The 11,892-nt window shown below is 59.2% G+C and carries 14 protein-coding genes; 10 read left to right on the top strand and 4 right to left on the bottom strand.

The window, feature by feature from the left end:
- Positions 1-62 precede the first annotated feature (62 nt).
- Positions 63-1,151 carry an asparaginase gene (locus tag KGA96_RS15610; RefSeq protein WP_046041594.1) on the bottom strand — a complete coding sequence of 363 codons (1,089 nt, stop codon included), beginning with the start codon at positions 1,149-1,151 and terminating at the stop codon, positions 63-65.
- Positions 1,152-1,503: 352 nt separating this feature from the next.
- Between KGA96_RS15610 and KGA96_RS15605 the strand changes: the two genes are divergently transcribed.
- The 8 genes from KGA96_RS15605 to KGA96_RS15570 all read left to right on the top strand — a co-directional run bounded on the left by KGA96_RS15605 (position 1,504) and on the right by KGA96_RS15570 (position 9,203).
- Positions 1,504-1,965 (top strand): hypothetical protein, encoded by a 462-nt coding sequence (locus KGA96_RS15605; protein WP_223513516.1) that lies wholly within the window; start codon positions 1,504-1,506, stop codon positions 1,963-1,965.
- A gap of 193 nt (positions 1,966-2,158) precedes the next feature.
- The gene (locus KGA96_RS15600; RefSeq protein WP_223513515.1) at positions 2,159-3,115 is read left to right on the top strand and encodes a sugar ABC transporter substrate-binding protein; all 957 of its coding nucleotides are present in this window, start codon (positions 2,159-2,161) and stop codon (positions 3,113-3,115) included.
- Positions 3,116-3,169: 54 nt separating this feature from the next.
- Positions 3,170-4,723 (top strand): sugar ABC transporter ATP-binding protein, encoded by a 1,554-nt coding sequence (locus tag KGA96_RS15595; protein ID WP_223513512.1) that lies wholly within the window; start codon positions 3,170-3,172, stop codon positions 4,721-4,723.
- Entirely contained in the window at positions 4,720-5,697 is a 978-nt protein-coding gene (locus tag KGA96_RS15590; RefSeq protein WP_046041590.1) for an ABC transporter permease, read from the top strand. Before KGA96_RS15595 ends, KGA96_RS15590 begins: the two co-directional genes overlap by 4 nt.
- A gap of 3 nt (positions 5,698-5,700) precedes the next feature.
- Entirely contained in the window at positions 5,701-6,720 is a 1,020-nt protein-coding gene (locus KGA96_RS15585) for a LacI family DNA-binding transcriptional regulator (protein ID WP_046041589.1), read from the top strand.
- A gap of 92 nt (positions 6,721-6,812) precedes the next feature.
- The gene (gene rbsK / locus KGA96_RS15580; RefSeq protein WP_046041588.1) at positions 6,813-7,730 is read left to right on the top strand and encodes a ribokinase; all 918 of its coding nucleotides are present in this window, start codon (positions 6,813-6,815) and stop codon (positions 7,728-7,730) included.
- A complete protein-coding gene (rbsD, locus tag KGA96_RS15575; protein ID WP_046041587.1) occupies positions 7,727-8,131 on the top strand; it encodes a D-ribose pyranase in 405 nt (134 codons plus the stop codon). The genes rbsK and rbsD overlap by 4 nt, the downstream gene beginning before the upstream one ends.
- 43 nt (positions 8,132-8,174) lie before the next feature.
- Positions 8,175-9,203 (top strand): nucleoside hydrolase, encoded by a 1,029-nt coding sequence (locus KGA96_RS15570; RefSeq protein ID WP_046041586.1) that lies wholly within the window; start codon positions 8,175-8,177, stop codon positions 9,201-9,203.
- A gap of 54 nt (positions 9,204-9,257) precedes the next feature.
- On the opposite strand, the gene KGA96_RS15565 is transcribed toward KGA96_RS15570, so the two are convergent.
- Positions 9,258-9,449, bottom strand: a complete 192-nt coding sequence (locus KGA96_RS15565; RefSeq protein WP_046041585.1) for a hypothetical protein — start codon at positions 9,447-9,449, stop codon at positions 9,258-9,260.
- Between the two features lie 132 nt (positions 9,450-9,581).
- Here KGA96_RS15565 and KGA96_RS15560 point away from each other — a divergent pair, with 132 nt between their 5' ends.
- Complete coding sequence (locus KGA96_RS15560; RefSeq protein WP_007975706.1) at positions 9,582-9,887, top strand: hypothetical protein; 306 nt, start codon at positions 9,582-9,584, stop codon at positions 9,885-9,887.
- Between the two features lie 433 nt (positions 9,888-10,320).
- On the top strand, positions 10,321-10,641 hold the full coding sequence (locus KGA96_RS15555) for an I78 family peptidase inhibitor (protein WP_046041584.1): 321 nt from the start codon (positions 10,321-10,323) through the stop codon (positions 10,639-10,641).
- A 70-nt stretch (positions 10,642-10,711) separates the two neighbouring features.
- Here the strand turns inward: KGA96_RS15555 and KGA96_RS15550 are convergent, their stop codons facing one another.
- Positions 10,712-10,924 (bottom strand): cold-shock protein, encoded by a 213-nt coding sequence (locus KGA96_RS15550; RefSeq protein ID WP_003179963.1) that lies wholly within the window; start codon positions 10,922-10,924, stop codon positions 10,712-10,714.
- A gap of 292 nt (positions 10,925-11,216) precedes the next feature.
- On the bottom strand, positions 11,217-11,516 hold the full coding sequence (locus tag KGA96_RS15545) for a hypothetical protein (RefSeq protein WP_046041583.1): 300 nt from the start codon (positions 11,514-11,516) through the stop codon (positions 11,217-11,219).
- Positions 11,517-11,892: the final 376 nt, after the last annotated feature.

The raw sequence follows: 11,892 nt of genomic DNA, 5'->3' as shown, positions 1-11,892 counted from the left end.
CTCGCCAAGGCTGGCGAATGGCGCACGGGGTGCCCGACCGGATCCGGTCGGGCGAGGGCGAATCAGTACTCCCAGAACATCCGTTGCAGTTCTTTGCTGTCATTGGTTTTGGTCAACGCGACCATCGCCAGGATCCGCGCCTTTTGCGGGTTCAGGTCGTGGGCCACGACCCAGTCGTATTTATCGTCAGGCTGTTCGGCGTTGCGCAATACAAAGCCACCTGCGTTGACATGGGAGGAGCGAATGATCTGCACGCCGTCCTTGCGCAGGGCTTGCAGGGTAGGAACTACCCGCGACGATACCGAGCCATTGCCGGTGCCTGCGTGGATGATGGCTTTGGCGCCCGATTGAGCCAGGGCCTTGTAGGCGGTATCGCTGACGTTGCCGTAGGAGTAGGCGATCTCGACGTCAGGCAGGCTCTTGATGGTCTTGATGTCGAACTCGGAATCCATGGTGTGGCGCTTGGCTGGCAGGCGGAACCAGTAGGATTTGCCTTCTACCACCATGCCCAGCGGACCCCAGGCGCTTTTAAACGCTTCGGTCTTGATGTTGATCATTTTGCTGACGTCGCGACCCGACTGGATTTCATCGTTCATGGTCACCAGCACGCCTTTGCCCCGCGCGTCTTTGCTGCTGGCCACGGCCACTGCGTTGTACAGGTTCAGCATGCCATCGGCGGACATCGCGGTGCCTGGGCGCATGGAGCCCACGACGATGATTGGCTTCTCGGTTTTTTCCACCAGGTTCAGGAAGTACGCCGTTTCTTCCAGGGTGTCGGTGCCGTGGGTGATCACGATGCCATCGACGTCTTTGCTGTCGGCCAGTTCGGCTACGCGGCGACCCAGTTGCAGCAGGTTTTCGTTGGTGATGCTTTCGGAGGCGATTTGCATGACCTGTTCGCCGCGAACGTTAGCCAATTGGCTCAGTTCAGGAACGCCGGCGATCAACTGTTCAATGCCGACTTTCGCCGCTTGATAGGTTGCGCTGTTGGCGGCGCTGGCCCCTGCGCCGGCAATGGTGCCACCGGTGGCGAGGATCACCACGTTGGCCAGTTTCTGTTGTGTTTCGGCTTCTTTGGCCTGAAGGGCAGTAGGCAGAAGCAGCAGGAGGGCCAAGGCGCCCGGAACAAAGGTCTTAAGTGCAGATGTCATTATTTTTCTCTTCTAGTTGTGAGACGGTGCAGATGCAGGTTCATCTAGATACGCCCCGGGCGAATCTGAACGCCGGGGGTGCGAGAGGAAGAGCAGGATCTGTACCAGTAATACTCTGAATCGAAAAACACACTTAACTTAATGATTTGTAACGGTATTGCTGTTTGTGTCCAGGGCGGTTTCGGGGGCGGGGCGTCCGGAATGCCGAACATGTTTAGCTTTCGCGTTCGGCTCTCCGAAACGGATCGCGATCTTGTTTAAGATTTCAACGGGTCAAATCATCCCTAACGACTAAAGAAACGCCCGCGCCGGTCGATGCTCCCTCAAGGGATCTTTTACTTCAGGAGTTCACATGTCGTTATCCGTTGGCATTCCCAATGCCGCCGGCATCACCATCGGTGGCAAATCGGCCGCTACCCTTCGTGCCTTGAGCGACGCAGCAGCTGATGCGGCTGCTCAAGCGCGGGGCGCAAATAAAAGCGACGGCACCCAGGATAAGACGGGCCAGGTCGGTTTGGGGGAGAGTGCCGGCGCACAGGCCGAATCGGAAACCAGCGATAACACCAGCGTTGCGGTGAAGGTCTTGCTCAAGCGTCTGAAGGAGTTGCAGCAGCAATTGCGCGAGCAACAGCAGCAACTGGCGCAAGCCCAGGCGGCGTCCTATCCGACGCCGGAAGCCAAGACCACCGCGGTAGCGGCCATTCAGGGGCAGGTGGCCGACACCAACGGCGCCATCCTGCAAGTGAGTGCGAGCCTGGTCAAGGAGCTGGCCAAGGGGTCCGGCATGGGATCGGTGGTCAACACCACGGCATGATTTGAATGCCGTTTTTTCGCCACGCATCTGTGAAAGCGCTTTTCAGGTCGTTGACAAATATCGGCAGGGTTCGCATAGTTTGGTTCACGCAAACGTTTGCGCGGCTCCAATGATGGCTTTTCATCGTGGTGGGCCGTGAAGCTTACGCCAGCGCAAGCGTTGCTCACAATAATCATAAGAACGGAGTGAACCCATGAAGCTGCCATTCGCTGGACGTCTTCTCGCTGTCGCTATGCTGGCTGCCGCATCCGCTGCATTGCCTGTCTCTTCGGCTTTTTCTGAAACCGCTGAAAAGCCGAAAGTCGCACTGGTCATGAAATCTCTGGCCAACGAGTTCTTCCTGACCATGGAGGACGGCGCCAAGGCCTACCAGAAAGATCACTCCGGCGAATTCGAGCTCATCTCCAACGGCATCAAGGATGAAACCGACACCGCAGGCCAGACGCGCATCGTCGAGCAGATGATCCTGGCCAAGGTCAATGCACTGGTGATTGCACCGGCAGACTCCAAGGCCATGGTCCCGGTGATCAAGAAGGCCATCGATGCCGGCATCACCGTGATCAACATCGACAACCAGCTGGACCCAGCCGTCGTCAAAAGCAAAAACATCAGTGTTCCGTTCGTAGGCCCGGACAACCGCAAGGGCGCACGGCTGGTGGGGGATTACCTGGCCAAACAGCTGAAGGCCGGTGACGAAGTCGGCATCATCGAAGGTGTGTCCACCACCACCAATGCCCAGCAGCGAACCGCAGGTTTCAAGGATGCGATGGAGGCGGCGCAGATCAAGGTCGTGTCCCTGCAATCCGGTGACTGGGAGATCGACAAGGGCAACAAGGTCGCCGCGTCGATTCTCAGCGAATACCCGCAAACCAAGGCCCTGTTGGCCGGCAACGACAGCATGGCGGTCGGCGCGGTGTCTGCCGTGCGCGCCGCGGGCAAGGCCGGCAAGGTGCAAGTGGTCGGCTACGACAACATCAATGCCATCCAGCCGATGCTCAAGGATGGTCGCGTGCTGGCCACCGCGGACCAGTTTGCGGCCAAACAGGCTGTGTTCGGCATCGAGACTGCATTGAAGATTCTCAAGGGTGAGAAGGTCGACGGCGGTGCCAATGGCGTGATCGAAACGCCGGTAGAGCTGGTCACCAAGTAGCCTTCTGGCGACGTAACGGCGCTCGTCCAGCGGACGAGCGCATGGAGAGTTTTTATGTCAGTTTGCGCTCCGAACGCTGTCCTCTCGGTCAGCGGTATCGGCAAGACCTACGCCCAACCGGTCCTGGCCGGCATCGACCTGACGCTCATGCGCGGGGAAGTGCTGGCGTTGACCGGCGAGAACGGTGCAGGCAAAAGCACGCTATCGAAAATTATTGGCGGGCTGGTCACGCCGACCGCCGGCCAGATGCAGTTTCAGGGGCAGGATTATCGTCCGGGTAGCCGGGCTCAGGCTGAAGCGCTGGGTATCCGCATGGTCATGCAGGAGCTCAATCTGCTGCCGACCCTGTCGGTGGCGGAAAACCTGTTTCTCGACAACCTGCCCAGCAAGGGCGGGTGGATCAGTCGCAAGCAGTTGCGCAAGGCTGCCATCGAGGCCATGGCTCATGTCGGGCTCGACGCCATTGACCCGGATACACTGGTCGGCGAACTGGGCATCGGCCACCAGCAAATGGTCGAGATCGCCCGCAACCTGATTGGCGATTGTCATGTGCTGATTCTCGACGAGCCGACCGCGATGCTCACTGCCCGCGAAGTCGAAATGCTGTTCGAGCAGATCACCCGCCTGCAGGCTCGCGGCGTATCAATCATCTACATCTCCCATCGCCTCGAAGAACTGGCGCGAGTCGCGCAACGCATTGCCGTGCTGCGCGACGGCAACCTGGTCTGTGTCGAGCCGATGGCCAACTACAACAGCGAGCAACTGGTCACGCTGATGGTCGGCCGCGAGCTCGGCGAACACATCGATATGGGGACGCGCAAGATTGGCGCTCCGGTGTTGACGGTCAAGGGCCTGAGCCGTGCCGACAAGGTTCGCGACGTGTCGTTCGAAGTCCGTGCTGGAGAGATTTTCGGGATTTCCGGTTTGATCGGCGCGGGGCGCACCGAGTTGCTGCGTCTGATCTTCGGTGCCGATATCGCCGACAGTGGCACGATTGCCTTGGGTTCGCCGGAGCAGGTCGTCAGTATCCGTTCACCAGTGGACGCGGTCGGTCATGGCATTGCCTTGATCACCGAAGACCGCAAGGGCGAAGGCCTTTTGTTGACCCAATCGATCGGCGCCAATATCGCCTTGGGCAACATGCCTGGCATCTCCAGCGCGGGCTTTGTCGACAACGATGGCGAAAACGCTTTGGCCCAGCGTCAGATCGACGCCATGCGCATTCGCAGCTCCGGTCCGGCACAGTTGGTGTCCGAGCTGTCCGGCGGCAATCAGCAGAAAGTCGTCATCGGCCGTTGGCTGGAGCGCGATTGCTCGGTGTTGCTGTTCGACGAGCCGACCCGTGGCATCGACGTCGGCGCCAAGTTCGATATCTACAACCTGCTCGGCGAATTGACCCGCCAGGGCAAGGCGCTGGTGGTGGTCTCCAGCGACTTGCGCGAGCTGATGTTGATCTGCGACCGGATCGGCGTGCTTTCGGCGGGGAGGCTGATCGATACATTCGATCGCGACAACTGGACCCAGGATGAGTTGCTCGCCGCTGCTTTCGCCGGCTACCAAAAACGTGATGCGCAGCTCTTTGAAGCCGCGCCTAGGGATCTTCCATGAATACCGCTTCTTTCGCCGGCAAACGCAGTGGCAACTTCTACGGTCTGGGCACCTATCTGGGCCTGGCGGGGGCCTTGTTGGCGATGATCGTGCTGTTCTCGGTGCTGAGCAGTCATTTCCTGTCCTACGATACGTTCAGCACCCTGGCCAACCAGATTCCGGACCTGATGGTACTGGCGGTCGGCATGACCTTTGTGCTGATCATCGGTGGTATCGACCTGTCGGTAGGTTCGGTGCTGGCTTTGGCGGCCTCGACCGTGAGCGTGGCGATTCTTGGCTGGGGCTGGGGCGTGCTGCCGGCGGCGCTGCTGGGCATGGCCGTCGCGGCGCTCGCCGGTACCATCACCGGTTCGATCACTGTGGCCTGGCGGATTCCGTCGTTTATCGTGTCCCTGGGCGTGCTGGAAATGGCCCGTGGGGTGGCGTACCAGATGACCGGTTCGCGTACGGCTTACATCGGCGATGCGTTCGCCTGGTTGTCCAATCCGATTGCCTTTGGCATTTCGCCGTCGTTCATCATCGCCTTGCTGATCATTTTCGTCGCCCAGGCCGTGTTGACCCGCACGGTGTTCGGTCGCTACCTGATCGGTATCGGCACCAACGAAGAGGCCGTGCGATTGGCGGGGATCAATCCGAAGCCATACAAGATCCTGGTCTTCAGCCTGATGGGGTTGCTGGCCGGTATTGCCGCGTTGTTCCAGATTTCTCGCCTGGAAGCCGCCGACCCGAATGCTGGCTCCGGTCTTGAGTTGCAAGTGATCGCCGCCGTTGTGATCGGCGGGACCAGCCTGATGGGCGGGCGCGGTTCGGTGATCAGCACGTTTTTTGGCGTCCTGATCATTTCCGTGCTGGCCGCGGGGCTGGCGCAGATCGGGGCAACCGAGCCGACCAAACGCATCATTACCGGCGCGGTGATCGTGGTGGCGGTGGTGCTGGACACTTATCGCAGTCAACGCGCAAGCCGGCGGACCTGAGTCATGGCGACCATCAAAGATGTGGCAGCCCTTGCCGGCATTTCCTACACCACGGTTTCCCATGTGGTGAACAAGACCCGCCCGGTCAGTGAAGAAGTCCGGATCAAGGTCGAGGCGGCAATCCAGACCCTCGACTACGTCCCCAGTGCCGTGGCCCGTTCGCTCAAGGCCAAGACCACGGCGACCATCGGCCTGTTGGTGCCCAATAGCCTCAACCCGTATTTCGCCGAATTGGCCCGGGGTATCGAGGATTACTGCGAGCGAAACGGTTACTGCGTCATCCTGTGCAACTCCGACGACAATCCGGACAAACAGCGCAGTTACCTGCGTGTGCTGCTGGAAAAACGCATCGACGGCCTGATCGTCGCCTCGGCCGGTGGCGACCGTGGCCTGGTACAAGGTCTGAAAGGCGTCCGTACGCCCATGGTGATCGTCGACCGAGGACTGGACGGTGTCGATGCGGACCTGGTGCGCATCGACCATGAATACGGCGCGTACCTGGCGACCCGGCACCTGCTGGAGTTGGGGCACCGGGATATCGCCACCATCAGCGGGCCGGAAAACACCAGTGTGGCGCAGATGCGTCTGGCGGGTTATCGCCGGGCCTTGAAGGAGGCGGGTGTCGAAGTCTCTCCCGAGCGCACGCTGGAAAGCGATTTCACCAGCACCGGCGGTTACAGCGCCGCCGCGATTCTGCTGGCAAGCAATCCGCCTACCGCCATTTTTGCGGCCAACGACATGATCGGCATCGGCGTGCTACGGGCCGCCGCCGAGCGCAACATTCGCGTGCCGAGCGAGTTGTCGGTGATCGGCTTCGACGATATCCAGATGAGTCGCTATGTCTACCCGTCGTTGACCACGGTCGGGCAATCGATCCTGCAGCTCGGCGAAATGGCCGCCGAAGTGCTTTTGCGGCGAATCGCCACGCCGGGCCTGGCGACCGATCAGCGGATCGTGACGCCGAGTATTGTCATACGTGAATCGACGGCGCCGCTGGCCGGCGTGTTTGCCTACTTCCGTTGAAAACAGAAAGCCGTTGAAAGCAGAGAGCCGTTGAAAACAGAAAGCCGCTGAATCAACAGCGCCGCCGAAACAGAATCGATGAGTAGCAATGTATGCCAGCAAAAGTAGTGGTAATAGGCAGTTTGAACATGGACCTGGTGACCCGGGCACCACGCTTGCCCAAGGGCGGTGAAACGCTGATCGGTCAGTCGTTTACCACCGTCTCCGGCGGCAAGGGTGCCAACCAGGCCGTGGCTGCGGCGCGGCTGGGGGCCCAGGTGTCGATGATCGGCTGCGTGGGCAATGACGCTTATGGTGAGGCGTTGCGCGGGGCGCTGTTGGCCGAACAGATCGATTGCCAGGCGGTGAGCACCATTGACGGCTCCAGCGGCGTGGCGTTGATTGTGGTCGACGACAGCAGTCAGAACACCATCGTGATCGTCCCCGGTGCCAACGGGGCGTTGACCGCTGAAGCCATTGACCGTTTTGATTCGGTGATACGCGCGGCGGACGTGCTCATCTGCCAGCTGGAAGTACCCGATGCTTCTGTTGGTCATGCGCTCAAGCGCGGCCGCGAACTGGGCAAGACGGTCATCCTCAATCCGGCACCGGTCAGCCGCCCGCTGCCACCGGACTGGTACGCGTCTATTGATTACCTGATTCCCAACGAGAGCGAGGCATCGGCCCTGAGCGGTCTGTCGGTGGACTCCCTGGACACCGCGCAAGCCGCGGCGACCCGACTGATTGCCTTGGGCGCCGGCAAGGTGATCATCACCCTCGGTGCGCAAGGTTCGCTGTTTACCGATGGCCAACGCTTCGAGCATTTTCCCGCGCCCGTGGTAAAGGCTGTCGATACCACGGCGGCTGGCGATACATTCGTCGGCGGTTTCGCTGCGGCACTGGCGGCGGGTAACGATGAGGCACAGGCGATCCGCTTCGGGCAAGTGGCTGCGGCACTGTCGGTCACCCGTGCCGGCGCGCAACCTTCGATTCCCGCCTTGAGCGATGTACAGGCGTTTAAAACTCCATGAAAAAGACACCTCTGCTCAACATTGCGCTGTCGCGGCTGATCGCTTCATTGGGGCATGGCGACTTGGTCGTCATCGGGGATGCGGGCCTGCCGGTTCCAACGGGCGTTGAATTGATCGACCTGGCCTTGACCCATGGCATTCCGGACTTTGTCAGCACCTTGAAGGTCGTGCTCAGTGAGATGCAGGTCGAAAGCCACGTGCTGGCTCAGGAAATTTTCGATAAAAAGCCGTCAGCCCTGGTCGCGCTGGAAGAGCTGAACGGCGAAGGCGTGTTGGGTCGTCGTGAGTTGCTCACCCATGAACAATTCAAGGTCTTGAGCCGACAAGCGAAGGCGATTGTTCGTACAGGCGAATGCCAGCCGTACTGCAACATTGTGCTGGTCGCCGGCGTTACGTTTTGACTGGCTGTCCGCGTTTTGATGTCCCATGCACAAGGAGTGCGCCATGTATCGCTATGCTCAGAAACTGCACCCACTGCTCCGGAGCCTGCTGCTTTTGACCCTGATGACCGCAACCAGCGCCCACGCGGCACCAAAGATCAACCTGATCATCGACACCGATCCGGGGGCTGACGACGTTGTTGCCCTGTTGTTCGCCCTGGCATCGCCAGACGAACTGAATGTTCGGGCATTGACCACCGTTGCCGGCAACGTTCGCCTGGACAAGACCTCGCGTAATGCGCGACTGGCACGGGAGTGGGCGGGGCGCGAAGAGGTTCCGGTCTATGCGGGGGCGCCCAGGCCCCTGATGCGCACACCCATCTACGCCGAGGACATTCATGGCAAGGAAGGGTTGTCGGGCATTGCCGTGCATGAGCCCAAGAAGGGTCTGGCCAAGGGCAGCGCTATCACCTATCTGATCGATACCCTGAAATCTGCCGAGCCCCACAGCATTACCATCGCCATGCTTGGCCCGCAGACCAACCTGGCCCTGGCGCTGATCCAGGAGCCGGGTATCGTTCAGGGCATCAAGGAAGTGGTGGTCATGGGCGGTGCGCACTTCAACGGCGGCAACATCACGCCAGTGGCCGAGTTCAACCTGTTCGCCGACCCGCAAGCGGCCGAAGTGGTGCTCAAGAGCGGTGTGAAGCTGACCTACCTGCCGCTGGATGTGACCCACAAGATCCTTACCAGCGAAGCGCGCCTACAACAGATTGCCGCGCTGAATAACAATGCCAGCCGATTGGTGAGCGACATTCTCAATGAGTACATCAAGGGCGACATGGAGCACTACGGCATTCCAGGCGGTCCGGTGCATGACGCCACGGTTGTCGCTTACCTGCTCAAGCCGCAATTGTTCAGCGGCCGTTCGGTCAACGTGGTGGTCGACAGCCGCGAAGGACCGACCTTTGGACAAACCATCGTCGACTGGTACGACGGCTTGAATGCGCCAAAGAACGCCTTTTGGGTAGAAAGCGGCGACGCCCAGGGCTTCTTCGATCTGCTGACCGAGCGCCTGGCCCGTCTGAAGTAAGCATCACCTCCCGCAGGTGCTTGCCTGCGGGCTTCACTCCCTCGCGCTAACCGCTTAGGTCTTCTGGTCCGATAGATGTTTCTCGAAAATCTGCTCGATGAACGATTGGGCGGCTTCGGTTCCAAGGTCCCTGACCAGAAGGTCGATACCGATAATGGCGAGCTCTTCCGTGCTGCTGGGGCTGTAGGAGCTGTGGCCGTCTTGCCACTTGGCCTTGATGTCAGCGTCGATGCTTACGGTGGTCATGATGGCGCTCGTGAGGTCGGGGAAGTCTGAGTGCCGAGTTAACCATTTTGCGGGGCTTTTGACACGTCGACTTAGGCAGTAAAGGAGGGCTGTGCGACACTTGGTCTCTGACGAATATTCAAGGAACACGCTGTGCAGATCGATTTGAACTCCCCGGATGGCCTGACTCTTGAGGCGGTGCGTCAGTTGCTGGCCGGCGCCAGTGACGATGAGCACACCCAGTTGCGAGTCACCAAAGGCGGCATTGCCTACATTTCCTCGGGTGTCGTGGGTGGCACCGATATCGACGGGTTGTTGTTCCGGCTCGAAACCTGGGCCAAGGGCTCCGGTTATGTCGGGCGGGTCGCGGCCAGCGATGAAGTCTGGGTCATGCAAATCTTCAATGCCTTGAAAGAGAACTGGCCCAATCCTCCTTACGACTACATCGACGTCTATTGAGCGTCGTTCATATTCAGTCACGATTCAGTGGTTAAGGGCAGGGCGACGCTCAGGCAGAATCGCGGCTCGTCCGGATCATGGGCAGGGTGCTAGGGGGCGTTCTCAATTAGTTTCCCCACCGCGTTGTCGCCTTAAAGCTGGCCAGGCAAGGCGTAGGCCGCTGGGAATGGTTGTTCCCTTTCCAAGGCCTGCAACGCAGCATGGCCAGCTTTAAGGCACAGCCCGAAGGGCCGGGCCTGCTGTTGTGCAGGGCTGTGTTGCTCGAAGCTGATTTGGAATGACCAAACTGCACTTCTCACGCCTTGCCCTGCACAACAGCAGACCCGGCGCGGTAGGGAAACTAATTGAGAACGCCCCCTAGTGCTCCCTGTGAAACCAAACGCGAGTCTGGTTGTCGCACGATCTCAGCTTAATCATTGAATAAGGAGGCTTCATGCCTTGGAAGCTCGCGTCATTGGGTACTTTGTTGGCCGTTGCCACACTGGCCGGTTGCAGCACTCCCTCTACGGAGTCGGCAACACCGGATGTTGCTACGACTGACACGGGTCACAGTCGTTGTGAGGCAAAGGCTGCCGAGTTCACCATCGGCAAACAGGCATCGCCGCAACTGCTTGAGCAGGCGCGTACCCGGGCAGGGGCGCAAAGTGCACGGTTCCTGCTGCCAACCGATATGGTGACGCTGGAGTACCGTTCCGATCGCCTGAACCTGAACACCGATGCCAGCCGGGTAGTGACCCGCGTCAACTGCGGCTGATCGTTCGGCTTTTGTTTCACCCATAAAAAACCCCGTCACATGGACGGGGTTTTTTTAGTGCGCCTGGAAATTACTCTGGGCGAACTTGAGCAGCTTGCATACCCTTTTGGCCTTTCTCAGCCACGAAGGAAACAGTCTGGCCTTCTTTCAGGCTTTTGAAACCGTCGCTTTCGATAGCTTTGAAGTGTACGAACAGGTCGTCACCGCCACCTTGAGGAGTGATGAAGCCGAAGCCTTTTTCATCGTTGAACCATTTAACGGTGCCGGTTTGGCGATTAGACATGGTGTATCTCCAAGAAACATATATTTTCAGTAGTACTGTGCTGCTCAGGCCAACTGGGCACACCCGGGTATCATAGTCGAAATGTTCGCTTTGGGAGCCCCCCGGGCGAGCTGTTTGCTCTGCTATCGCACACTTTTCGTTGCGCTGAATGGCTGAAGGCCCCGGTTTAAGCGGCTTTGCGCCTGAAAAGGGGCGATTAAAAAAAGCCATAAAAGCTGCATAAATTATGTGAATCAGCGGTTTTTGGGCTGATTTTGGCCTTCGAAACCTTCAAAACCTCTACTTGAACGCGTTATTTCTTGGCTTTGCACACGGAGATTTCGGTCAGTGCACGCTGCGCCAATTCGTTTGATGGCGGTGTTTTCGGGTCCATCAGTTGCGCGATCTCTTGCGTGGTGAATTTCTTGTCCAGGACGTCGGCGCCGCACGCGCAGTGCTTTTGTGCTTCGGACGGGTTGATGCTTTTGCTGGCAGCCGCCGAGCAATCTGTCATGTATTTGGCTTTCAGGCCCGCTGGCCAGGCAGCGTGGGCGCTCAGTGGCAGCAGCAGGGCAAGCGGGGCGGCAATGGCAAAAAGACGGGTAAGGCGCATGACAGGAACTCCTTGGGGTCGATATCTGTGGCGATTCTCAGTCAATTTGAGGCGGCTCGTATATCTCAAGTTCACTCGGCGCCTGAAAAGTGAGGAAATCTTCACGGCCTGAATGCGTGCAAGTCGACAACCGTTCATCTGTGCTAGCATGCCCCGCTCGGGCGTTTGCAGGCTCCGACGGACCTTCAGTCCCGGTGGCGGCAGATGCACGATTAACCCTGATTTGAATCCCAGTCACTCTGGTTCGGTTTTCCGGTTGGCCGCAAGGCTCCTGCCGCTGTAAGGCAGGCGTTCGTCATTGAATGGCCTGGACCGGATCTTGTACTGGCTCATCCCAACCCACGTGACCTTTGGTAGGGGTCACCACTAGGAGAGG

Origin of the sequence: Pseudomonas sp. GL-R-26, assembly GCF_019947365.1 — a bacterium.
Classification (GTDB): Bacteria; Pseudomonadota; Gammaproteobacteria; order Pseudomonadales; family Pseudomonadaceae; genus Aquipseudomonas.
This window is presented reverse-complemented; position numbering and strand designations above follow the sequence as displayed.